The organism is Psychrobacter sp. CAL346-MNA-CIBAN-0220 (assembly GCF_040309805.1).
GTDB lineage: Bacteria > Pseudomonadota > Gammaproteobacteria > Pseudomonadales > Moraxellaceae > Psychrobacter.
The window spans coordinates 991936-1016760 of sequence record NZ_JBEOPF010000001.1 but is presented as its reverse complement, the minus strand read 5'-3'; the positions used below and the strand labels follow the sequence as shown (position 1 = coordinate 1016760).

At 41.9% G+C, this 24825-nt stretch carries 22 protein-coding genes and 2 tRNA genes; 12 read left to right on the top strand and 12 right to left on the bottom strand.

The window, feature by feature from the left end:
* Positions 1-36: 36 nt before the first annotated feature.
* From AAEY88_RS03900 to AAEY88_RS03885, 4 genes are all read right to left on the bottom strand, one after another.
* Positions 37-363 (bottom strand): CopG family transcriptional regulator, encoded by a 327-nt coding sequence (locus AAEY88_RS03900; RefSeq protein ID WP_350559327.1) that lies wholly within the window; start codon positions 361-363, stop codon positions 37-39.
* Positions 364-546: 183 nt separating this feature from the next.
* Positions 547-622: transfer RNA gene (locus AAEY88_RS03895), tRNA-Asn, on the bottom strand.
* A gap of 315 nt (positions 623-937) precedes the next feature.
* Positions 938-1013, bottom strand: a tRNA-Asn gene (locus AAEY88_RS03890).
* Between the two features lie 280 nt (positions 1014-1293).
* Positions 1294-2496: a pyridoxal phosphate-dependent aminotransferase gene (locus AAEY88_RS03885; RefSeq protein WP_350559324.1), complete on the bottom strand. Its 1203-nt coding sequence runs from the start codon at positions 2494-2496 to the stop codon at positions 1294-1296.
* 528 nt (positions 2497-3024) lie between these two features.
* Here AAEY88_RS03885 and AAEY88_RS03880 point away from each other — a divergent pair.
* The 8 genes from AAEY88_RS03880 (at position 3025) to AAEY88_RS03845 (ending at position 11597) form a co-directional block, all read left to right on the top strand.
* Positions 3025-3762 (top strand): SDR family NAD(P)-dependent oxidoreductase, encoded by a 738-nt coding sequence (locus tag AAEY88_RS03880; RefSeq protein ID WP_350559321.1) that lies wholly within the window; start codon positions 3025-3027, stop codon positions 3760-3762.
* A 58-nt stretch (positions 3763-3820) separates the two neighbouring features.
* On the top strand, positions 3821-5569 hold the full coding sequence (locus AAEY88_RS03875; RefSeq protein WP_350559318.1) for an FAD-dependent oxidoreductase: 1749 nt from the start codon (positions 3821-3823) through the stop codon (positions 5567-5569).
* Between the two features lie 59 nt (positions 5570-5628).
* Positions 5629-6639, top strand: a complete 1011-nt coding sequence (locus AAEY88_RS03870) for a DUF1365 domain-containing protein (RefSeq protein WP_350559315.1) — start codon at positions 5629-5631, stop codon at positions 6637-6639.
* 153 nt (positions 6640-6792) lie between these two features.
* Positions 6793-7323, top strand: coding sequence for a heme-binding protein (locus AAEY88_RS03865; protein ID WP_350559312.1), 531 nt, complete (start codon positions 6793-6795; stop codon positions 7321-7323).
* A 161-nt stretch (positions 7324-7484) separates the two neighbouring features.
* The gene (locus AAEY88_RS03860) at positions 7485-8909 is read left to right on the top strand and encodes a cyclopropane-fatty-acyl-phospholipid synthase family protein (protein ID WP_350559309.1); all 1425 of its coding nucleotides are present in this window, start codon (positions 7485-7487) and stop codon (positions 8907-8909) included.
* A gap of 198 nt (positions 8910-9107) precedes the next feature.
* Positions 9108-9518, top strand: coding sequence for a DUF2177 family protein (locus AAEY88_RS03855; RefSeq protein ID WP_350559306.1), 411 nt, complete (start codon positions 9108-9110; stop codon positions 9516-9518).
* A gap of 231 nt (positions 9519-9749) precedes the next feature.
* Positions 9750-10316: an acyl-CoA thioesterase gene (locus AAEY88_RS03850; RefSeq protein WP_350559303.1), complete on the top strand. Its 567-nt coding sequence runs from the start codon at positions 9750-9752 to the stop codon at positions 10314-10316.
* 183 nt (positions 10317-10499) lie between these two features.
* Positions 10500-11597: a cation diffusion facilitator family transporter gene (locus AAEY88_RS03845; RefSeq protein WP_350559300.1), complete on the top strand. Its 1098-nt coding sequence runs from the start codon at positions 10500-10502 to the stop codon at positions 11595-11597.
* Positions 11598-11725: 128 nt separating this feature from the next.
* Here AAEY88_RS03845 and dps read toward each other — a convergent pair whose 3' ends face one another.
* Both dps and AAEY88_RS03835 read right to left on the bottom strand, forming a co-directional pair.
* Positions 11726-12208 (bottom strand): DNA starvation/stationary phase protection protein Dps, encoded by a 483-nt coding sequence (dps, locus tag AAEY88_RS03840; protein WP_350559297.1) that lies wholly within the window; start codon positions 12206-12208, stop codon positions 11726-11728.
* A gap of 266 nt (positions 12209-12474) precedes the next feature.
* A complete protein-coding gene (locus tag AAEY88_RS03835) occupies positions 12475-12894 on the bottom strand; it encodes a GFA family protein (RefSeq protein WP_350559294.1) in 420 nt (139 codons plus the stop codon).
* Between the two features lie 308 nt (positions 12895-13202).
* On the opposite strand from AAEY88_RS03835, the gene uvrB reads away from it, so the two are divergent.
* From uvrB to AAEY88_RS03820, 3 genes are all read left to right on the top strand, one after another.
* Entirely contained in the window at positions 13203-15314 is a 2112-nt protein-coding gene (gene uvrB / locus AAEY88_RS03830; RefSeq protein ID WP_350559291.1) for an excinuclease ABC subunit UvrB, read from the top strand.
* Positions 15315-15628: 314 nt separating this feature from the next.
* On the top strand, positions 15629-16681 hold the full coding sequence (locus tag AAEY88_RS03825; RefSeq protein ID WP_350559288.1) for a histidinol-phosphate transaminase: 1053 nt from the start codon (positions 15629-15631) through the stop codon (positions 16679-16681).
* Positions 16682-17068: 387 nt separating this feature from the next.
* Positions 17069-17437 carry a hypothetical protein gene (locus AAEY88_RS03820; protein WP_350559285.1) on the top strand — a complete coding sequence of 123 codons (369 nt, stop codon included), beginning with the start codon at positions 17069-17071 and terminating at the stop codon, positions 17435-17437.
* An 87-nt stretch (positions 17438-17524) separates the two neighbouring features.
* Here the strand turns inward: AAEY88_RS03820 and AAEY88_RS03815 are convergent, their stop codons facing one another.
* Together AAEY88_RS03815 and AAEY88_RS03810 are read right to left on the bottom strand one after the other, a co-directional pair.
* Positions 17525-17911, bottom strand: a complete 387-nt coding sequence (locus AAEY88_RS03815; protein ID WP_350559282.1) for a hypothetical protein — start codon at positions 17909-17911, stop codon at positions 17525-17527.
* Between the two features lie 348 nt (positions 17912-18259).
* Positions 18260-18775 (bottom strand): hypothetical protein, encoded by a 516-nt coding sequence (locus AAEY88_RS03810; protein WP_350559279.1) that lies wholly within the window; start codon positions 18773-18775, stop codon positions 18260-18262.
* Between the two features lie 295 nt (positions 18776-19070).
* On the opposite strand from AAEY88_RS03810, the gene recJ reads away from it, so the two are divergent.
* Positions 19071-20906, top strand: coding sequence for a single-stranded-DNA-specific exonuclease RecJ (gene recJ, locus AAEY88_RS03805; RefSeq protein ID WP_350559276.1), 1836 nt, complete (start codon positions 19071-19073; stop codon positions 20904-20906).
* Positions 20907-21144: 238 nt separating this feature from the next.
* Here recJ and AAEY88_RS03800 read toward each other — a convergent pair whose 3' ends face one another.
* The 4 genes from AAEY88_RS03800 to queE all read right to left on the bottom strand — a co-directional run bounded on the left by AAEY88_RS03800 (position 21145) and on the right by queE (position 24706).
* Positions 21145-21966, bottom strand: a complete 822-nt coding sequence (locus AAEY88_RS03800; protein ID WP_350559273.1) for a trimeric intracellular cation channel family protein — start codon at positions 21964-21966, stop codon at positions 21145-21147.
* Positions 21967-22017: 51 nt separating this feature from the next.
* Entirely contained in the window at positions 22018-22653 is a 636-nt protein-coding gene (locus AAEY88_RS03795) for a trimeric intracellular cation channel family protein (protein WP_350559270.1), read from the bottom strand.
* A gap of 98 nt (positions 22654-22751) precedes the next feature.
* Positions 22752-23915 (bottom strand): multidrug resistance efflux transporter family protein, encoded by a 1164-nt coding sequence (locus tag AAEY88_RS03790; protein ID WP_350559267.1) that lies wholly within the window; start codon positions 23913-23915, stop codon positions 22752-22754.
* A gap of 68 nt (positions 23916-23983) precedes the next feature.
* Positions 23984-24706: a 7-carboxy-7-deazaguanine synthase QueE gene (gene queE, locus AAEY88_RS03785; RefSeq protein WP_350559264.1), complete on the bottom strand. Its 723-nt coding sequence runs from the start codon at positions 24704-24706 to the stop codon at positions 23984-23986.
* Positions 24707-24825: the final 119 nt, after the last annotated feature.

Sequence of the window (24825 nt, the reverse complement as noted above, 5' to 3'; positions counted from 1 at the left end):
AAATGTCAATAAAGCCCGTTGCTGTGTGCGCTTTGATTATTTATCTTGCAGCTCAGATAGCGGATGGGTAATGTTGTTATTATGCGTCACTACGATAGCTTCATCGATGATGTGTTGACTCACGCCTTTTTTGCGTAAGGTCTCGATAAACACCTCGTCATGCGCTAGCGTATAATCCTGGTGGTCACGGTCAAGACCTTGACGAATGTACAAGCGAATCAGCCCTTGAATACGTCTAAAGCCAAGTTCTGATGAGGTTGCTCCTAACAGCTCAATCATCTCCTCAGAGAGACGAATACTAATGGGGCGCATGACTTTTTGTGGATGCTCAGAAAATTTATTTTTAATGCGTACAGGTATCATAATAAACCATTACTGTTAGTGAGTAGGAATAAAGAACTTGAACGAAATTATTTGTGACTATCAAACACACCTTGTCTAATACTTACCATACAGCAAAGCACTCAAAAATAACACGCTCACCGTGCTAAAAATGGCATCCATAAAAAAACCTTCATCTAATAATGATGAAGGTTTTTTATAATATGGCTCCTCAACCTGGGCTCGAACCAGGGACACACGGATTAACAGTCCGTTGCTCTACCAACTGAGCTATTGAGGAATAAGTGGTTATAACGACAAGGTGACTAATTAACGGTTCGCGTTATGTGGGACACATTCTAGCCAAGGTTTCGATATCTGTCAACCCTAACCCAAAAAATATTATTTATGGTCAACACTATACGATTTATTATTAACGATTGAGCTTTACCAATTAAAGCCTTATGCTTTTTAAAATACTGTTTTAATCCTCATAAAAAAACCCTCATCAAGTAGATGAGGGTTTTGGCAAATGCCATAAGCGAATCAAAGATAACTTAAAATATTTAACTTTGACACTGGCTAGTAAATTGCTAACTAGCGACTTGCTAAAATTTGGCTCCTCAACCTGGGCTCGAACCAGGGACACACGGATTAACAGTCCGTTGCTCTACCAACTGAGCTATTGAGGAATAAGCTGCAAGGGTTATTGTCTTACAACGAGCTTAACGTTGACTCTGATGAGTTCCGGCTAAGTGGGGCGTATTCTAGCAAAGATAAGAAATAGGTCAAGCTTTTTTTGCATTTTTAATGGATATTATCAATTTCTTTGATTAAAAACATCGTTTTAAGGTTTAATTCAATGAATACTAGATTTAGTAAGACACAGTAAAGTGCTCATAAAAAAGATACTCATAAAAAAGACGCTCATAAATGACCGTCTTTTTAGCTTTAAAACCAGTTGTTTCCTAACTATTCGGCAACGTCTAAATCAGCGACTGCTTTTTCGATACGTGATAGCGCATCTTTTAGCGTCGCTTCATCGGTAGCGTAGGAGATACGCATATAACCACCAAGACCGAATGCATCGCCAGGAACCACGGCAACGCCTACTTTATCAAGTAACCATTCTGAGAACTCAGTACAAGACGACAGACCAGCTGCTTTAATCAATGGCTTGATATTGGGATAGACATAAAACGCACCATCTGGACGCAAGCAAGTAATGCCTTTAATCGCATTCAAGCCATCAACGACGAGGTCACAACGCTTCTCAAAAGCTTCTACCATAGGTGTCAGTACGCTTTGGTCACCATTGATAGCCGCTTCGGCAGCGACTTGGCTGATTGACGCTGGGCATGAGGTTGACTGCGACTGTACTTTTTTCATCGCGCCGATCAGTTTTGCAGGACCGCCGGCGTAGCCAATACGCCAACCCGTCATCGCGTAGGCTTTTGATACGCCATTTAATATAATAGCGCGCTCTTTTAGTTCAGGCGCTGCATTTAATATATTATAGAACTTATCACCCGTCCAGCGAATGTGCTCATACATATCATCTGAAGCCACATAAACCTGCGGATGCTTTTTGAGCACTTCAGCGATCGCTTTTAGCTCATCTAAAGTGTAAATCATGCCAGTTGGATTAGAAGGGCTGTTCAGTACTAACATTTTTGTTTTGTCAGTGATGGCGGCTTCTAACTGTTCTGGGGTGATTTTGAAGTCTTGCTCAGAGGGGCATTCAACAATGACTGGCACGCCTTCTGCGATAATCACCATGTCAGGATAGCTGACCCAGTATGGGGCGGGAATAATAACTTCATCACCTGGGTTAATAAAGGCTTGAGCAAGGTTAAAGAAGGATTGCTTGCCGCCGACTGATACTAAGATTTCATTAAGCTCGTAGCTAAGATCATTATCACGTTTGAACTTTTCAATGATCGCTTTTTTGAGCTCTGGGGTACCATCAACAGCGGTATATTTAGTAAAGCCATCGTTAATCGCCTTGATAGCCGCTTGTTTAACATGTTCTGGGGTATCAAAGTCAGGCTCACCGGCACCTAGACCGATAATGTCTTTGCCAGCCGCTTTTAGCTCTTTGGCTTTATTGGTAATGGCAAGGGTTGGTGAAGGCTTAATATTATTAACGCGGTCAGACAGGTGCAGCTCGCTCATAAGAGGTCCTTTTTATATTTGAGTGATGTTTTGGATAAACTGATACTGATTATATAACGCATAATTATTTAACGCATAGCGCTTCGCCAGCGTTCAGTGGAAAATAGCATATAAAAAATTGATAGCTTTGACGATACGCTAAATGTATTTTAACAACACACTATATTAAGCGCTTTTGATCTTGGATCATCACATTGTAGCATGTCAATATAGCACTATCTTAGGCACCATTTAGTAGAAAGTATAAAAAATATAGAAAAGAGCGGACTAAATTTGCTCAACCATTCGTTCATCTTGACTAAGATAACTAAGACAATAATAGTCAGGTGCGGCGAGCTGTTTGCGAAGTTACAACAATAGCAGTCGCTCCTTATACTATACTTATTTATGCTCGGATTATTTAGATTTATTAAATAGAAGTAGCGCTTTGATAAGCAGACTGCTAAAAAAGAGGACGGCTCAGCGCTTATAATATCTCATGCTCTGCAATGCTATACCCTAAATAACGGTTAAAAAAGGATGTTTATAATGACAAATTCTCCTGAAAAACTTCATATTCTGATTACTGGAGCGACCTCTGGTATTGGGTATCAATTGGCAAAAGACTATCTGTTAGAAGGTCATAAAGTATATGCCGTTGGACGTGATGATAAGGCATTAGCTGAGCTTAAAAAGTTAGGCGCAACCTCGGTTGACTTGGACTTAATGGACCGCGACAAGGTCATTGAAGCTTTTGAGAAAATCAGTCAGGTAGATGTAGCGATTTGTGGCGCTGGCATGTGCGAATATCTAGATATGCCAAACTTTGATAGTAGCGTGTTTATGAAAGTGATGTCGGTCAATATGGGTACCTTATCGCATGCTATTGAAGGCGTATTGCCACAGCTTATTGCCTCGAAAGGTCGGTTAGTAGGAATCGGTTCGGCGTCTGCTTATGTGCCGTTTGCGCGCGCAGAAGCCTATGGCAGTTCAAAGGCGGCAATTCATTATTTAATGAAAACTTTGCAAATTAGCTTGGCTCCACATCATGTGTCAGTAAGCTTGGTCGTACCGGGGTTCGTGGAAACCCCAATGACCAAACAAAATGACTTTCCGATGCCATTTATTCAAACAACAGAGCAGGCCAGTCGCGCTATCCGTGATGGTATTGAGAACGGCGATGAGGTGATTGAATTCCCCAAAAAGCTAACGTTACCACTGAAGACTTTGGGTACGTTACCAGATATGGTTTGGCAGCAAGTTAGCAAAAAAATGAATAAAAAGTAAGCCGTTATCGCTTATCAAACAGACTACTAAGTCTAAGAAAATATCAAGGAATGCTTTTATGCCATTTTTTCGCCGCAAGCCTATGATTGACCAACCGAAAGCTTCCACAGATACTGACGCTATTCAAAAATCGACAAAACCTGATACAAAAAAGTGCGTCGCTATTATCGGCTCAGGGGTATCAGGACTGACTTGTGCGCATTATCTCGCTAAGCAATATGAGGTGACGATATTTGAAGCCAGTGATTATATCGGCGGGCATGTAAATACAGTTGATGTGACGCTACAGTATGGCAACAAGTCAAAAGGCAGTAAAACAGAAAGTAGCGCTATTGATACTGGTTTTATTGTGTTTAATGAGCGCACTTATCCGAATTTTTTCCGTCTATTGCATGAGTTACAAGTGCCATTTCAAGCGACGGATATGAGCTTCTCAGTTAAAAACACGGCGCGCAATTTTGAGTATAATGGTCATACGCTTAACACCCTTTTATCGCAACGTAAAAATGTATTAAACCCTAAGTTTTGGCAATTTTTTAAAGATATTCTACATTTTAATAAGCATATGAAACAGCTGCGCCAAGACTTTGAAGCTGCACGCGCAGAAGGGCAAGACGTTAGTGCATTAACGGAGCAAACGCTTGGTAATTATCTGGCTAGCAAACGCTATGGCGTGTTATTTAATGATAACTATTTATTGCCGATGGTGTCTGCTATTTGGTCGACCAGTCTCAAAGACGTCCAAGACTTTCCATTGGTATTTTTTGCCCAGTTTTTTGATAATCATGGTTTACTTGATGTCGTCAACCGTCCGCAGTGGTTCACCATTAAAGGTGGATCAAAACAATATGTTAATAAATTGGTTAGGCGTTTTGTCAAAGCAGGTGGCACGGTACGGGTCAATAGTCCGGTGCAATCCGTCACTCGTCATGATGACAAGGTGAGTATAGTGCTTGGTAGCATTGAAAATAATCGAACTGACAACAGCGAAACTCAAACGTTGGCGTTTGATGAGGTGATTTTTGCCTGTCATGCTGATACCGCTCTTAAGTTGCTACAGGATGCCAGTGCAGATGAGGCAGAAATACTGAGTCATTTCCACTTCACTAAAAATACCGCTATTTTGCATACCGATACCCGTGTATTGCCTAAGAAGCCTTTGGCATGGGCAAGTTGGAATTATCTTATTGACGACAAAATAGATGCAAAAACTCACCGAAAAAATGCTAATAATGTTGAAAGGGAGCAAGCGCCTTCGAAGCCAGTACTCACTTATCACATGAACATTTTGCAGCGGCTAACCAAGCAGCATAACTATCTGGTCACTCTTAATCATGATATCGATGCCACGCAGGTGATTAAGAAGATTCATTATAGTCATCCGGTATATAACAATAGGACGATTGCCGCTCAAGCGCAGTGGTTGCGCATTTCTGGTAATGGTTTGCATACTCATTTTTGCGGTGCCTATTGGTTTAATGGTTTTCATGAAGACGGCGTACGCAGCGGTTTGCGTGTTTGTCAGGCATTGGGTAGCAGCATTGACATTAAGGATGACGTCGATCCAAGCCATCTGCCTGATACCGAGAGTGCGCACACGCCATTTCGTTATCGAGACTTACCGGTAAAAGCGGATAGCAAGCTGCGTAAACTCAAAAAACGTCAGGTGATTACCGCCACTACTAACCAAGAACTGGTTGATTATATTGCAACTTTACAGCCTGCTGTGCGTGAATTTCACCATAAGAAAAATCTGGGTTTGTTTGGTAGACGTCGCTTAGCCAAACAAAACGTAAAAGCTGATTAATATTTTTATATTTATCGATTAAAAATTACTTTACGAATTTTATCAACAAAGAGAGCGCTATGCCCACTATTGCTCATTCGTCTGAATCTGAGTTACCGCACGCGTCACCTCATTCAATGCCGCATCAGCTATTCCATGGGACGACGTGGCACAGCCGCCTGCTACCAAGTGTGCATAAATTTGCTTATCCTTATCGTTATTGGGGTGTCAATATCAGCGCCTTAGCAGCGGGTCAAGCATTACCGGAAGTGTCAGTCATGACATCACCAATATTTAGAAAAAGTAACTTATTTAAAAAAGGGCTACTGTTATTTTCAGCACAGCATAATGCCTTACAGCAGTTTTGCCCTGAAGACTATTTACATGAGGGCTTGGATGTCATAGAGAGCATCGATGCTGCTAATACAAATAGTAGCAATACTGATGTTATGAATAACGCCAGTCAAGATGAGCAAACTCCTGCCCAAACATTGTCAAAACGTCTACAGCGTGCGTTTGTCCATCATACTGGCAGCGCGCCCACAGGCGATATGTTGGGGTTGGTGGTCTGCCGCAACGTTGGGATATATTTTAGTCCGGTGAATTTTTATTTAGGCTTTGATAGTGAGCAGACGCCGACCCATTTATTAGCGGAAGTCTCTAACACTCCGTGGAATAAGCGCCATTATTATGGATTTTTATTAGATGGTGTGGATACTGAGTTTCGTCACGATAAAAATTTTCATGTCTCACCCTTCAATCCCATTGACCAACAATATCACTGGCAGGTTAGTATCAAGCCTAATTTCTCAGAGCATTCTAAGTCTCAGGAGCAGAACTGTTTAGAGGTTCGTATTGCTATTAACATTAGTGATGCGCGCGGTACAGTATTAAAAACGGGCGTAAAAATGACGAGCGTACCGATGACTGATAAAGTGATTCGGCATAACTTACGCAAAAACCCCTTGATGAATATCAGCTCACTAACCCGTATTTATTGGCACGCTTTGAAGCTTTATGCCATCAAAAAAGTGCCCTATATTAATTATGATGAGAAGTTGGCAGATAGCCAACAGCAAGAAGCTGACTAGAGACATTAGGTTGTTAAGGACAAACATATTTTCTTATTAGCATCCCTTACAGCCCTTATGGTACTTACACTTTTAGTATGGAAAGTTAAATATTATAAGGTATTATTTTAAGCTCCTGCTCATGTGTGTGAGCTACCTTTTAGGAGTGATTTTATGCGTTTAATGTCAAGCTATTTATCCAACGCTTTATTAGCGTTAGCAGTAATCGGCTGTTCAACGAGTGTTATAGCGGCGACCCCTACTGCGGCCAAAGCCAGTCTAGTATTACAACAGCCCAATGTATCTTTAGCGCTTGCCAATGAACTTATTGATGCCACTATGGCTGCTTGTCATGCCGAAGGTAAATCTGCTGTGGTGGCGGTTGTCGATCGTGGTGGTAACTTAATTGCCCTGCAGCGTGATGATAATGTCGGCCCGCACAATACTGATGCCGCGGTTCGTAAAGCATTTACCGCACTCTCAACTAAAACCCCTTCTCGTAAGCTTGCTGATGTTGCACGTGCCAATCCAGACTCGAACAATCTAAATACGGTCAATGATTTATTACTGCTTGGTGGCGGCGTACCATTAAAGTTTGGTGATGACGTGATAGGTGCTATTGCTGCGGGTGGCGCAGGCGGTGCGGTACAAGATGAAAGCTGTGCACTTAAAGGTATTGAAAAAGTAATGCCTGCACAAAAGTAATCAATAGACTGAGCATAGGGCGTGTTAAATACCCAGCAATAGTCTCTGTCAGAGTTATGATTGCACGTTCAACACGCTCTAATTAGCGTCTAGCATGACAATTATAATAATATAATTAAGATGAGCCATTAAGATTGTTTATTAAAAAGGACGATAAGACGATGCCAGCACGCCCAACCGATCGCACGCCAACTTCAACCTTAGAAAGACTTACGGCTCGTATCAGCCAAGCGGTCAACGATACCAGCCTCTTAAAGCCCGTCAGCCATAGTGTAAATTATTTAGCAAGAAAGGCCATATTTCGAGCGCTCAGTCATTTACAGTTTGGTAGTATCACCCTCATTGAAGATTTTGATGAAAAGATAACGAATAACCAGACTTTTGGCAAAAGTGTTAAAAAGGCGACAAGCACCTCGGCAAGGCAACCGAGCAGTTCAGAAGTAGGGCGGCATCCACTCGATGTGACCTTGGTAATTCATGATAGCAGTGTCTATCGTCAACTGTTGTTTGGTGGCTCTATTGCCCTCGCGGACAGTTATATTGATGGTGAATGGGACACTGATGATTTGACGGGATTGATACGATTGGCAGCACGTAACTTGGCGGTGCTTGATAAGCTAGAAAGCCGCTTTGGGGGTGTTAGTAAGACTTTAGAAAAAGCCAAGCATAAACTGCGTAGCAATGATAAATCAGGGGCAAAATCTAATATATTGGCGCATTACGACTTAGGTAATGAGATGTATGAGCGCTTTTTAGATGACACTATGATGTACTCATCGGCAGTGTATCCGACGCCTGATACCACACTTGCACAGGCACAGCAGCATAAGTTGGCACTTATCTGTCAGCGTCTACAGCTCAAGGCTGACGATCATGTTGTAGAGATTGGTACAGGCTGGGGCGGCTTTGCGATTTATGCCGCGCGTCATTATGGTTGTCATGTGACTACCACCACGATCTCCGACGCTCAATATCAAGAAGCGCGTCGCCGTGTTGAAGATGCTGGATTGTCTAATAAGATTACGCTACTTAAGCAAGATTACCGCGAGCTGACCGGGCATTATGACAAATTAGTCAGCATTGAGATGATTGAAGCGGTCGGGCATGAGTTTCTGCCGACGTTCTTTGCCAAATGTAATGACTTACTGAAGCCGACGGGGCTGATGGTGCTACAAGCCATTACTTTTAATGACCAAAACTATCGTGATTATGTAGGGTCAGTCGACTTTATTCAGACCCATATTTTTCCTGGCGGTTGCTTGCTATCCAACAAAGAGCTGACTACCCAGTTCACTGAACAGACTGATATGGTCATCAAGCAGCTGCATGATTATGGTTTTGATTATGCCTATACTTTACGTGATTGGCGTGCTGCCTTTATGGCACAGCGTCAAGAGATTAAAGCGCTTGGTTATGACGAGACCTTTATCCGCTTATGGAATTTTTACTTCTGTTATTGTGAAGGTGGGTTTTTGGAGCGTACTATTGGTGTGGTGCAGGTGACGGCAGTGAAGCCCGACAACATTGACACCCTACATTTTGTTGATTTACCAGCAGCAGATATTGATAATAAATACACTGCTTAATACTTTATCAAAAATACCTTTAAACAAACTATAGTTATTAAAGTCGTACTGAAGTATTGGCAAAATACTGTTAAAACAAGGATATGGCTCAGAGAATAGGGCTCTAACCTTTAGGATCAATAACGTGGGAATAGAGAAGTGCTGAGTAAATACGCGATTAGGGCATACGCTTAGCTTTCGTCATATAAGGATATTATCATGGGCTATGTATTTATTTATCTTGCTGCCGTTGTCATATTTTTAGGCGTTGATTCGGTCTGGTTAACGACGATGAAAAGTGCCTTTTATGAAGAGCGTATCGGGCATCTACTGGCTGATGAGCCAAATATGGTAGCCGCTGGTGTGTTTTACCTATTTTATCTATTCGCACTGTGCATACTAATTTTATATCCACAGATTAAAGCGGGCTCTTCAGTTGGTTATATCTTTTTTCTTGGTGCCTTGATAGGGCTGATGGCGTACGGTACTTACGACTTCACTAACTTAGCTTTGTACAAGGGTTATACGTTAGATACCGCCTTAGTAGACTTTGTCTGGGGTGGATTTTTGACTGGTTCGGTCAGCGCTATCGTGGCATGGTTGGCGTATCGCTTCCATTGGCTGAGCTAGAGATATTGTTAAATCACTAAGCAAAAGAAGTGTAACGATAATCACTTAAGTTAAGTAATGAGTGAAACAAATAGTTTTGAAGTAGCTGATATTCTGTGGTGTAAATTAAGGTACATATCAACGCTTGTATTAAGAAAGGTCTCTATAACCGTCTTTAATTTGCGCTACACCGAATGCTCCTGTATAAATAAGACTCAAATAAATAAGTCTGAAATGTTAGTAAGGAATGCTATGCCGCAATACAATACCACCTCAACTGCCAAAAAAGCCCCTTTAAACCATGAGCTATACATGTCGGTATTAATGACGCCTGATATGGCCAATTTCATCGGAAACGTCCACGGTGGCGACCTGCTCAAGATGCTCGACCAAGTCGCTTATGCCTGTGCCAGTCGTTATAGCGGTAGTTATGTCGTCACGCTATCGGTCGACCAAGTAATGTTTCGTGAGCCTATTTATGTGGGCGAGTTAGTCACTTTTGCGGCCAGTGTTAACTACGTGGGTAGAACGTCGATGGAGATCGGCATCCGCGTTGAGGCAGAAGACGTACGGGCGCGTACCATTCGCCATACCAATAGCTGTTATTTCACGATGGTAGCCATTGATGACAATGGTAAACCCACACCTATCCCAGCGCTCGATGTCAATACACCGATGAGACAATGTCGTTTTGACGCGGCTGTAGAGCGTAAACGTTTACATATGGAAAATTCAAGTCGACCCAGCTGTGACATCTCTAACATGGTGGGCGAGTTAGCCACCAATCATGATGACGATGTTGCAAAAAGCGATGGTTAGTTATTTAAAAAGCGAACACTCTAAACAGCAAAGCACTAAAAAGTTACTGATATTTTTGCCGTTCTATTTTAGGCTAAAGTCTCTTTCAACTGAGCAACAGTGCACTGAGTAACTGCGCATTGATAGTAAATGCCTTCATTTGAACTGCATTTACTGTACTCGCATTATTTTATTGAGTCTAGAATGAGTTTAAAACCATCTGTCGCCAATCCCAAAACCCATCTTAATGTCGCGCCGCCGTTGCACAGTTCCCCTCGTGCTCGCGGTGCTGGCAAGTCTAGATCTCCTGATAATGCTAATTTCAATCCCAATTCTAATCCTACGCCCAATAGTGAGAATAAGCACTCAAGCTCACTAATCACGGTATTTATTGCCGTTGGTGCCAATCTCATTATCGCTATCGCTAAAACAGTTGCTGCTTTTCTGACCGGGTCTGCCTCTATGATTGCAGAGGCGGCGCATTCATGGGCGGATGCGGGTAATGGCACATTACTTATTGTCGCAGAAAAAAAGTCAATTAAACCTGCTGATAGAAGTCATCCGTTAGGCTACGGTAAAGAATCTTACGTGTGGTCGATGATTGCTGCTTTTGGTGTGTTTATGGCAGGCGCTATCGTCTCTATCTATACCGGTATAACAGAGTGGAACACTGCTGAGACTGAGACTAATTACACCATCGGCTTTATCGTTTTGGCGGTAGCATTTTTGCTCGAAGGATTCTCATTACTGCAAGCCTATCGGCAAAGCAAAAAGCATGGTGAGGCCATTAATGTCAGTGCCATTGGCTATGTAATGGATACCTCAAACCCTACTTTGCGCGGTGTATTCTTTGAGGATTTGGCGGCTGTCATTGGCTTAGTCATTGCCGCTGCTGCCATGGGTATGCATGCTTATACGGGCCAACCATTTTGGGATGCGCTCGGCTCTATCATTGTGGGCTTGTTATTGGGCGTGGTGGCAATATTTTTGATCAGTCGTAATCGCGATTTTTTAGTCGGTTATAAAGTCACGGATAGAATGCATCACTATATCTTAGGTGAGCTGCTGGATCATCCAGATATTGATAGCGTCTCGTATCTACATTTAGAATGGGTGGGACCTAAAAAAATATTTATGGTGGCAGCAGTAGACATCGCAGGCAACCAAAAAGAAGAAAAGATTGCGCAAAAGTTTGAAGATATTGAAAACCAATTCCGTGCCAATCCGCTGTTTCAAGAAGCTATCTTGACTTTGTCAGTGCCCAACGCAGAACCTTTAAGCTTAGCAGACAATCAAGGGTAGTCGAGCAGCTGCAAGTTGCCGTCATAGATGAAGTAAGTTATTAAAAATTTGCAGACATAAAAAAAGTCACCGATTACGGTGACCTTTTTGCTTATACTGCTTTAGCATTAAGCTAAATTAAAACAGTATTATTTCTTTGGTGCATTAGCACCGATGAACCAAGCATCTTTATCGATAGTACGGCTAACTTCAGTCAATAAATCAGCTGTATCTTCATCACCAGCATCGCCAGCAGTATCAATAGCTTCACGCAATGATGCTGCAATTGTTTTATAGCGATTGGTAAGCTCACGAACGTGCTGTTCAACTTCAGTGATATCAGTAGGGTAAGTCTCTAAGATAGAGTCCTCAACGACACGCTTAGAGATACCGTTGGCTTTACCGCCAAGGATAACAATACGTTCAGCGACAGTGTCAAAAGCTTCAGTTAAGCGCCCATAAGTGTCATCTAATAATTGATGTACACCAATAAAGCCAGTACCTTGAAGATTCCAATGGCATTGCTTACTGTCCATACTCAAGTCAATCAGATTTGCTAGATTAGCGTTTAACAAATCGATCATTTTTTTAGCAGTAGCATCATCTATTCCACTTGCGTAACGTTCTCTCATATTTTGCTCCATTATTTAATTATTGATTGGTTAGAATTGTTATATCAAATTTAAATGTGTTGCTTTTATATATTATAAACTTGGTGTTAATGATTAATTCAGTACTAATGATAGCAGCTTAAATCAATGATAGAACCCCAATGCGTTAGGCTTTGTTAAGTGGTCGTGTAACGACTTTGTTAAACGTGAAAAGCTTTGTAAAGCTAAGGGCTAAAATAGATAGATTTGATAAAAAGTCACCAATAAATCTTTGGTTTTTACACTTTTCACTCACTTGGTATAATGCCTTTCTCTTTGAATTTATCAAATAATTGCTGCTGAGTTAGATTATTAGTGTCATTGGCAAATTCATAATAATCAGGTTTTCTATCAATAAAAATTTGGCTTTTAAAGGTGAAGTTCGTATGGGCTTGGAATAGACCTAAAGATAAGACGTAGGTTTCAGAGTTGAGCTGATGATAATATAAATTGGTACCACATTTATGACAAAATGCGCGCTCTGCCCACACTGAGGATGGGTAGACAGTCATTGAGTCCTCACCTTGAATGTCAGGTTTTGAGCTACTATGTACCGCCATTAATGGGCCGCTACCCCAGCGCCGACACATCGTGCAATGACAGGCCTCAAAGGTGTTAATATCTTCTAATTCAATCGTCACATTACCGCACAAACAGTGGCCTTTCATAAGTCATTCCTTTATTAGGTGTCATCAGACTATACCTGAATTTTTAAGCTTTCTTCTCACACTATTTTGTCGTTGGAATGTATTTGTTTCTTGTGTATATATTTTTGATAACGACTCAAAAAGGATACTTGACTCTATTGTCTACGGCCTCTCAAAGTCGCTCGTTTGTCTTTATCAACTCTTACCTATACCTAGGTTATCTACTGTCAAATTCATACCCTGAACGCAAGGATAACCCCTTAATTGTCCTTTAAAAATAGTCATTTAGCCCCCACATTGTTATAAACCTATTGAGGAAGAAAGCCATTATGCGTATGCCCGAACCGCGCTCATCGCGTCAGTTAAACCAATTGGCCACTCAGCTACAAGGCGAAGCTGAAATTAGTGGTGTTAATGCGTCAGGTACGCAAATATCGAGCCGCGCCTTTGAGATGGTAACCGAGTTTGAGCCGGCAGGCGATCAACCGCAGGCGATTGAAAAGTTGGTAAAGGGTATTAACTCGGGAATGGATGAGCAACTATTGCTTGGCGTAACTGGCTCTGGTAAGACTTATACTATGGCAAAAGTCATTAGCGAATGCCAGAAGCCAACTATTATTATGGCGCATAATAAAACCTTAGCGGCGCAGCTGTATGGTGAATTTAAAGCGTTCTTCCCGAATAACGCCGTTGAATATTTCGTTAGTTATTATGATTACTATCAGCCTGAAGCTTATGTGGCAGCCAGCGATACTTTCATCGAAAAAGACAGTGCTATTAATGATCATATTGACCAAATGCGCCTGTCTGCTACTCGTGCGCTATTAGAGCGCCGTGATGCGATTATTGTGGCTTCGGTGTCGTGTATTTATGGTTTGGGTGATCCAGAAAGTTATCTGAAGATGCTGCTGCATATTGTCGTTGGTGACCGCATAGATCGTACGGCGACCATTAAACGTTTGGTTGAAATGCAATATATGCGCAATGAATTAGACTTTGGCCGTGGTACTTATCGCTTACGTGGTGAGCTATTAGACATCTATCCGGCAGAGTCTGAGCAGCTGGCCGTACGTGTGCATTTGTTCGATGATGAAGTAGAAAAAATAACTTGGTTCGATCCTTTAACCGGTAAAACGGTGCGTAGTGTGCCGCGTATTACCATTTATCCAAAGTCACATTATGTGACGCCGCGCAATAAGTTAGAAGCCGCAACTCATACCATCCGTGCTGAGCTTGAACCGCGCCTAGAATATTTCCGTGATAATAATAAACTGGTTGAAGCGCAGCGTCTTAAAGAGCGTACCCAGTATGATCTTGAGATGATTCAGCAGCTCGGTTACTGTAATGGGATTGAAAACTACTCGCAGCATTTATCCGGTCGTCCATCAGGGGAAGCGCCGCCAACCTTGTTTGATTATATTCCAGAGGATGCCTTGCTGTTCCTCGACGAATCACATGTAACGGTATCGCAGATTGGAGCGATGTATAAAGGCGATAGATCGCGTAAAGAAAACTTGGTCAATTATGGCTTTCGTCTACCAAGTGCGATGAATAACCGTCCGATGAAGTTTGAAGAGTGGGAGCGTATTAAGCCCACGACTATTTATGTCAGTGCTACTCCTGCGCTATATGAGTTTGAGCATAGCGAACAAGTAGTCGAGCAAGTAGTGCGCCCAACCGGTCTGATTGACCCTGAGATCGAGATTCGTCCGGTATTGACGCAAGTTGATGATGTGCTATCAGAGATTAGCAAACGCCGTGAAAAAGATGAGCGCGTATTAATCACTACTTTGACTAAGCGTATGTCAGAGGACTTAACCAGCTATCTCAAAGAATATGATGTCAAAGTCGCTTATCTACACTCTGATATCGATACCCTTGAGCGCATGCAGATTATCCATGAGCTGCGGACGGGTGTGCATGATGTGTTGGTCGGCATTAACTTGCTGCGTGAAGGTCTCGATATGCCCGAGGTGTCACTGGTAGCGATATTTGATGCCGATAAAGAGGGTTTTTTGCGCTCTGAGCGTGCCTTGATTCAGACTATTGGTCGGGCGGCGCGTCATATTAATGGCAAGGCTATTCTCTATGCTGATCGTATCACCAACAGCATGCAGCGGGCGATAGAAGAAACTGACCGTCGCCGCGAAAAACAAGTGGCTTTTAACCTTGAGCATAATATCACCCCAAGAGGCGCACGCCGGAATGTCACGGATAAAATTGATACCGGTGAAGACCTTGATGCCAATGACAATCAAGCCATTCCAGTTAAGAGTAATCTGCCCGATGTCGATATCAGTATCTTACGCAGTCCTGACTTGCTCGCTAAAGAAATCAATCGTCTTGAGAAGCTAATGAAGCAATTCTCACGTGACTTGAAGTTTGAGAATGCGGCTAAAACTCGCGATAAAGTGTTGGAATTGAAAGCGCATTTGATTTAGACGGCGGTATTATTGAATTTTAATTAGTAATAAAAAAGGTGATTTGTATATTTTGCAAGTCACTTTTTTTTGTGGTTTGTACTATCCAAAAGAGTTTCAAGTCATGTGTAGCTTCTCTTAATTAGTATTTAAAAAAATAACCTAGTAAATAGGGCTTGTAATGCTTGAAACAAACGGTCTTTATTATCTATTAAAATTAATAACTAATATTTGGGTACTGCAATACTTGTAATCATACTAAATGCGCCTTAATATGATATTAAAGACTATTATTAAGCTCATAACTTACTTACAAATTAGGCGGATTCTATACTGTGCATACTAATAAATTCCTAGAGTTAAATGCTAACGAGAACGCATTAGGCATGTCAGATTCTGCCAGACTAGCTATTGTAAACGCTTTAGATAGGGGATTTCGTTATCCGGATAATCCACGCGCTGCATTAATTACCAAAATTGCTGAAATCAACGGCGTGCCAGACAACCAAGTTTCATTAGGCAATGGATCAAGCGAAAATATCCGAGCCGTCGTGCAAATGCTGCAAAACCAAGCCTTAAAAGAGGGTAAGAAATTTCAATTGGTGGTGCCCGATCCAACGTTTTCTTGTGCAGAAGTGTATGCCAATTCTATTGGCGCGTCCGTCGTAAAGGTGCCTTTAACAGCCGAAAGCTATGATTTAGACTTCCAAAATTTGCAAAAAGCTGCCGACGAGTTTGACGGTGTCAGCTTATTTTATCTTTGCAATCCTAATAACCCAACAGCAACGATCACGTCAACGACAACGTTAAAAAAGTGGGTAGAGTCTGCACCAGAGAACCATTACTTCTTATTAGATGAAGCTTACTCGGAATACGTCACAGACCCAAGTTTTGAGAGTGGTGTTGAGTGGGTGAAACAGCAGTTATCAAAAAATATTATCGTCGTTCGCACTTTCTCAAAATTACATGCTCTAGCCGGTATGCGAGTGGGATATGCGATTGCAAACCCGCAAGCTATTGAAGCAGTCGAAACTTTTATGTCTGTAGACAATACCAATTTATCAGGGGCTGTCGCTGCTTTGGCAACGTTAAATGATAAGGCGTTTTTAGAATTGAGTTTGCGCACTACCAATCAATCGCGTCAGAGGATTGAGGCAACGCTAAATGAGCTTGGACTTCGTTATTTGCCCTCACAAACCAACTTTATTCTTCATGAAATAAAGGGTGATGTCAAAACATACATCGATAGAATGCGAGATAATGGCATTTTGGTTGGTCGAGAATTTCCGCCCATCACAGGCTTTAGCCGCCTAACGCTCAGCACATTCGATGAGATGACGGTATTTATTAAAGTACTAAAGTCATTCCGTCAAAAAGGCTGGGTTTGAATGGTTTTGTAGGGTAGTTCAATAAGCCGCAACCTATACATTAGCTAAAGAAATCAATCGTCTTAAGAAGCTAATGAAGCAGACATCGTGTGATTTTAAGTTTGAGAATGCGGTGAAAACTCGTGATAATAAGCTCGTACATAGACCCTATATTTTTTTAGTAGTTTGACATTAGGAAGTTACAGACCAATCATATATTTTTACTCAACCGCAGCATATTTTTAGTTATATAAAGCCAATGATAGTGCTATATATTTGCTGCTGTCAGATTAAAATATTACGATTAATGATAGATAAATAAAAGCGAATTTTGGTTAGAAGCAAACGTGCGTGAAAATTATCTGTAACTGATCCTGTCTACAAACTCTTTAAATTTAGGATGTAACTATGTTTGATATTAAATCATTATTAAAACGAGGAATAGAGAAAGAACTGCTGGATGTAGATGATTATATCTTTATGCCTGAAAGTATAGAGATGGTGGTTGAAGAAGGTGACTTAAAGTGTGTATTGAATAGCGATGGTCGAGTCAATATTTTTTATACTAAGCAAGGTGTTACTGATGTCAGAGCAGCGGCTCGTAAACATCCATTTACCTCTTTTGATAGGGAATTGAATCACGGAATTTATGATGACATTATCGAAGATTTAGTGAAAGAAGTTAACAAAATTCTTGATAGTGAATCTAAATACTTTACCAATATAGTTTTACCTTCAGCAGCCCCTTTATCTTTAACAGTTCCTTTAAAGCCATAACTATCTACAATAAGCAGCCATTCAGGGTACGTTATGCTTGACTAACGCACTCTGAATGGCTGCTTATTATTTTAAACGACTAGCAATTTATTTTGTGAAATTCGCATAGCAACTCTGTAGAGATTTAGCGACTACTTTAGTCACTAGCTTTGCTCTATATTCTGCATCTATTGCCGCATTACCTAATTCAACGATAGTCACTTGTTGGGGTGCTTGCTCACTCACGCAACCACAAACCTTGCTTTGTATGGCTTCTTTTTGTCCGTCATTCATGGCAACACTGGCAATGCGCCAAGCAGGTTGTTTTTGAATTTGACTACGGCATTGGTTATCAATAGCCGCCTTAAATACATTCATACCAATATTATTTGCTGTGTTGATAGCATTACCTGCATTGGTATTTGCTCCGGTGGTCGTGCATCCAGCTAATGTAAACATGGCAAGCATAGCGGTTGAAATTAAGAGTTTTTTCATGGTTTTATCCTATAATGTTTATCAGTGTTTTTCGAAAGTGGCATAGAAAATATGCGTTTAAAAATGACAAGCATCGCCCGACTTAGTGTGCTGGCAACAAGCTGTGATTATTACATATTTTTATAACTTTGACTCACATCACGTATGGCAAGGGCGAGAGTTATTAGCGATACATAACCCATCAAATAGTTGAAAACTTAACAGCTACATTCCATAAGTGGTGCTACCGCTAACCCATGCTCCGCTTATTCAGCAATCAAAAAAAACCAGCTAAGAGATATAAACCTCTTTAGCTGGTTTTATTTTTGAGTGCTTATTACCAAGTGCTTATTATTTAGTCACTTAGTTTTAGACATTCTTACCATGCTGCTGTTGTTGAATTTCTTTTGCTAAGTTATAGCATTCTTCAATATGGTCAGAGGCAATTTTTTTAAAGATCATGTAGCCCATTGTCGCAGCGACCAGCTGTCCACCAAGCGGGATAAACTTGGTCACTTGTTTGGCGGCGATACGGCCACCAAAGCCTTGGACGGTCTTTTTGACGATACCGCGTGTTGCCATAAGACCAGCGAAATCGATAGTGCGATCTTTTAGCGCGCGCCAGTGAATGGCACGTGACTCTAAATCAACGGCTGATTCACGACCTTCAATCAAACCAAAGCGTTCACTGATGTCAGGGAGCAGCTGAGTCAACATGCCAGCGTCCACTGCGACGTCAAAGAAGGGTACGGGAATAACCGCCACCCCTGCGGAATATTTCGCACGTTTTTTGACCATCGCGATACATTCTTTTTTGACATTATCCAGGTCTAAGTTTGGATCAATAGTGTTAGGAAGTTTTTCGGCTGCTGGTGTGGTTTTCATAAAACGATCCTTATAAGGTTATTCAAAGGTTGATTATTCAATAATTGAATACGGCTAATATTTAAGTTAGTTATCATTTTAGGGATTTATGAGCGGCATACAATCATAGCTTTGTATCAAAATACAAAAAAACGCGTTACCTCTGCACAGTTTTTGTAAGTTATGAATAAGATAGTGGGGCGGGTTTAGCGAATAAAAGATAGGTTAGACAGGATTATTTAATAGTAATAATTTATAGACGCTACTGCCATAAATTAACATTGTGACCTGCTACTAAAGCCAGTAGAATACCAACATGCTAAATTTAACCCCCCGATATACCGGCACTCGCATTGACGAGCTGCCCACGGCGTTGCAATCATTTGCCGCCCAATCTTTCACGCTCGCCCGTCTTTATGCGGGGCGTGGTATCACTGAACCTGATGAACTTGACACTCAGCTGTCTGGTCTGTTGCCTGCTGAGATGCTGCATGGCGTTACGGAGGCAGTGCGCTTATTGGATGTGGCTATCGATGAGGGCCAACGTATTTTAATCGTTGGCGACTTTGACTGTGATGGCGCGACCAGTACCGCGCTGATGATGCGTGCTTTAACGGCTATGGGCGCGGTCGTGGACTTTCTAGTACCGGATCGTTTTAAATACGGTTATGGCCTGACCCCTGAAATTGTCGAATTAGGTATTGAAACCTATAAGCCGCAAATGATTGTCACCGTCGATAATGGTATCTCCAGCCACGAAGGCGTGGCACGCGCGCAGGCCGACGGCATTACCGTGATTATTACCGATCATCATCTAACCACTAAACCGGTGCCGCCTGCTGAGGCAGTGGTCAACCCCAATCAGCTTAAATGTGACTTTAATAGTAAAGCGTTGGTTGGCGTTGGTGTGGCGTTTTATGTGTTGGGGCGTTTGGCAAAATTGCGCCGCGACGCTGGCAAATCTACGGTACAGGTCAGTCAGTATTTAGACTTAGTGGCGCTGGGTACGATTGCAGATGTTGGGGTACTCGATAAAAATAATCGTATTCTGGTGCATCATGGACTAGCCGCGATTCGTCAAGGTCGCTGCTGTATGGGCATCTTAGCGCTACTTGAGCAAGCAGGACGTGACCCCAAGCAGTTGCATGCGCAGGATTTTGGCTTTGTATTGGGGCCCCGAATTAATGCGGCTGGGCGTATGGACAATATGCGCGTCGGTATTGAATGTTTGTTGACTGAGGATTGGAGCACCGCTCAGCGTCTAGCGCATGAGCTTGAACAGCTAAACCGTGACCGCCGAAAAGTCGAAGGCGAGATGCGTAGCCAAGCGGATAGTATTGTAGAAACGTTAAATGCTAATAATGATGTCGAAGGTAGTAGCAATGACGGCAATGATAATAAAGATAGTAATGAAATTATCATTTTGAAAAAGAATGAAAAAAAGCCAGCTGCTGCTAACAATAACAATCGTAGCATTATTTTATACCAAGACGATTGGCATCAAGGCGTTATTGGCATTGTCGCTGGGCGCTTAAAAGAAAGCCATTATCGTCCTAGTATTGTTTTTGCGCCAGCCGATATCCAGCGCACTGATACGGATGATATGATTAAAGGCTCAGCTCGTTCAATTGCTGGCGTGCATATTCGTGATGCAATTGAACAAGTGGCAGAGCAATATCCTGATTTAATCAGCCACTTTGGCGGACATGCGATGGCGGCAGGTCTGACTATTAAGCGGGGTAACTTCGATTCTTTTGTCAGTGCTTTTGATGAGGTAATGGATCAGCTTAATGATGAGGTTTTTGCAGAGCAGAAATTTACTGATGGTCCTCTGCAAGCGGGTGACTTTAGCTTATGGTTTGCCGAAAATTTAGCAGATGCCAGTATTTGGGGTCATGGTTTTGCACCCCCGATATTTGATGGGGTGTTTGAAGTACTAAGCTTTAAGGTATTAAAAGATAAGCATCTTAAATTATCACTGCGCTATCCCGAGGTACAATATCCGATTGAGGCTATTTATTTTAACTTTGATAATAGTGCATGGGATTATCGCGCTGAAAAAGTACATTTATTGTTTGAACTCGATATCAACGAGTGGAATGGTAAAAAAAGCTTACAGCTAATGGCTAAGGATTTGGCAGTTGTCACTTAGTTTTAAAAGCGTTAACTTTAGAAGGGTTGATTTTAAAAGTATTATTCATAAGTTTTGATAAAAAAGAGGGCGTCAATCATTAAGGTTAACGCCCTTTTTTGCTGTTTATAATAAGATTGATTTAAAATCGACATAGTGTGGCTATTAGAAAAATTTGTAGCTTCTGTCACGTCTGCGAACAGCACGCAAGAAAATTTTATCAGTTATACGTTGTTATCAGCGTGTCTTTTTTACCCTTTTAAAGCGGATGGTTTTTCATTAGTCCAATATTTGGAAAGTGCCAATCATAGCGCACCGCCAGCATACGAATCACAAAAATCGTAATCATGGTACACGACTCGGTTATCCAAGGAGTAATGCCCATCCCCTCCATCACAAAATACAGTATTCCGCCAATAATCGCTGCGGTCACGTAAATCTCGCGCTGTAATACTAATGGAATCTCATTACATAGCATGTCGCGAATGACCGTACCAAACAAAATATTCAATACCCCAAGCAAGATACAGATGGGGATATTTGCGCCCATCTCTTGTGCCACTTGGATACCAATTAAGGTGAAAATCGCCAGCGCCAAGCCGTCAAATAGCTTTAATAAGCGATCTACATGGCGCGCTTTCGGGTTACAAAATATTTGAAACCCAACGGAGGTAATAGTGATAATTAATAGATAATTCATATTCACCATCCAAAACAGTGGATAGCGATCAAGAATAATATCACGCGCGGTAGGGCCGCTAATGGCGGCAATCATCGCCACCAAAATACAGCCAAACACGTCAAAATTTTTATGCTTAGCCAAAATTGTTCCTGATACGCTACAAGCAAAAATACCAAACATCTCTAACCAAAACATAAACGAGGTTGGCTCAAATCGCGTTACAAACTCAGGAGTGAGGACTAGCGGGTTCTGAGCTATTTGATTAATAGCTGGGTTAATAGTCGCAGGAACAACAGAGGATGTTGTCACGCCTAAAGTGGGGACGGATAATATATCAAAAGTTTTGCCAAATAAAGTCATATAGCAGGCATTAAGCCACGCGTAGACATTGACACTCATAATACTAATCATAATGATTCACATAAAAAATTCACTCAAGCGGCTAAGAAGTTAACCACGTAAGCGAATGGAGGGAAGATGCCAATCAAAACGCAGTGCCAACATCCGCACCGCAAAGATGACGCCAAGCATAATAAATTCATTCAGACCTGCATTCACGCCACAATATTCAAGCAGCAAATAAGTCACTGATCCTGCAACGCTCGCACTAATATAAATCTCACGCTGCAGCACAAGTGGTATCTCATTACAGATAATATCGCGTAGCAATCCACCGATAATTGCTGTCCATACGCCCATCATAATGGCGATAATTGGCGACATATCTTGATTCAGCGCAATCTTAAAGCCAATAACGCTAAAGGCTGCTAATCCAATAGCATCGAATAATTTTAGGGCGTTATCAATCTTATGATATAGATGAAAGAATATTTGTAAGATAAGGGAGGTGACGGTAATAGTAATTAAATAATTGAGGTCCGTCATCCAAAATAATGGATGCCGATCTAGCGCCATATCCCGTAATGTGCCGCCGCCAATGGCATTTAGCATTGCTACCAATATACAGCCCGCAATATCAAAACCTTTATGCTGTGCCAGTAAAGTACCCGCAATCGCACAGGCAATGACCCCAATCATATCTAATAAATACAGCAAAACATCAGGAAAAATGAAAGCATTGAACATGATTATTTCCCTGAATACTGCTCAACATAAAATCTACTGATTAAAATGGCTATTTATTAGTTGCTTAATAGCTATTAAAGCTAAGGATTAAATATTTTTTAACCGTCTTTAGCAAACAGTACCAATCCCAGCATAATAAGACCAATACCACTCAAGCCCATGACTGAGGGCAGGGCGTTATTGAGTAATAATATGCCGCCGATTAAGGCGAATATGACTTCACTGGCCTGCGTTGAATCAACGCCAGCGACCTCGCTTGAAGTTTCCGCCCGTTCGCGTGCATATAAGAAGATACTAGTCGCGCCAACACCTGCCAATAAAGCCACCAGTAGGGTGTTAAATACCTGTGAGGTATCAGGCGCTTCAGGGCGCACTATAATGCCCAAAATTAGCCAAAATGGTAAACTACCCAAGGTCATTAACCATACTTTATTAAACGCATTTTGCAGCAGTTCCGTTTCTATAGCGGGGATGCGTGCAATCAGGTTTTGCAGCATAGATTTGGGTGGTGTTTGCGCCGTATTTATGGCGCTGGCAAGACTGTCTGTGTTTGTAGTATTACTGATCTCTATAGATAAAGGTGGCGCTTCTGTCGCGAGTGGTTGGGCACTGCTTTTATGAACGCTGTTTTGATGAGTGCTACTTTGAGTCGTATTGTTGTCACGCGCTTGTCGCAGAGCCGCTGTATGTTGGCGCGAATTGTAAGACACTTGCCAAACCAGCTGATTACCAATGGGATAGCTAAAGGCGGCGACTAAGGCGGGCAGTGCCCCATATAACAGCATCTCAGCCATAGGGGTAGCCGCCACGTTTGAGGCGCGCAAGCCTTCGCTGACGTTAACTAATACCACCCCAAGGAACACCAGTAGCGCATAAATAATGAATTTTTTATCAAAACGCTGACCGAAGGCTAATAATACCAATAAGCTGGTGACTACGGTGAACATAAAGGTTGCTGCTACTACCCAACCAGCAACGTGGTCACCGGCATAGCAAATACCAGTATAAAATATACCAAAACCTATACTACCGGTAGTACACCAAAAGCCCCAATGCTCACGAAAAATAGTGGCCAATTCTTTGATGCGCCCAAAACCGTGTTGCATAGTAATAATGAGGGTAATCATCAGCCACATAAAGATATAGCGTAGACTGGCTGACCAGAACCAATGGCCACCAGCAGAACTCATCAGCTCGTTTAAAATAAAGGTTGAGCTAAACAATGCACCGGCCAATAAGCCCAATAAAATTAGTTTGACCATCCCTGTGTCCTTGCAATCATGTTTCACTTTTGGCTATTTTTGGCGGCTTATACTTCGCTACCTATTTTTTATTTACCTTTAGCATCTGCCCAAATAATTTTATGCAATTGCAGCTGAAAGCGCACGGGCAAGGCATCAGCTAATATCCATTCAGCCAATTCGCGCGCAAGCACGGGCACATCGGGACTGCTATCATCTTCCGCTACATTAAACATCGGCGAAAACCACACCGTACCGACTAATTTAGCTAACTGATGCTCAAAGAGTTTAGCCTTTGACCAGTCGTAATCTTCGCGGTTCATAATCACAAATTTTAACTGATCATGTTGAGTGAGGTAGTCAAGGTTTGACCATAGATTTTTATCCACTTCCCCTGAGCTTGGGGTTTTTAAATCCATTACTTTGCTGACTGCTACTGGCACATTTTCTACCGATAGCGCACCTGCGGTTTCTAAAGAGATGTCATAATCCTCAGCCAGTAGGCGTTTCATCAGCTCAATTGCATTCGGCTGCGCTAATGGCTCACCGCCGGTCAGACAAATACGCTTGCAAGGAAAGCTTTGAATGGTCGCCATAATGGTTTCTAACGACTGACGCTCGCCACCACTAAATGCATACTCTGTATCACAGTAGACACAGCGCAGTGGACAGCCGGTTAAGCGCACAAAGATGGTCGGCAAGCCTGAGGTCAGCGCCTCACCTTGCAAGGAATAAAAAATCTCAGTAACGCGCAATCCAGCTTGCGGATCGGTCACAAAAATAGCGGGGCTGCGTAGCGATAGCTCACTCATAACAATGTCAAATAGAATTAGGTGTCAATACCCTACTTAAGCCTTTGTACCAACGCGCATAATAAAATAAACAATAATGCGAATTAAATTAGGCAAAAAGTCACGGTTATCAGACAAAA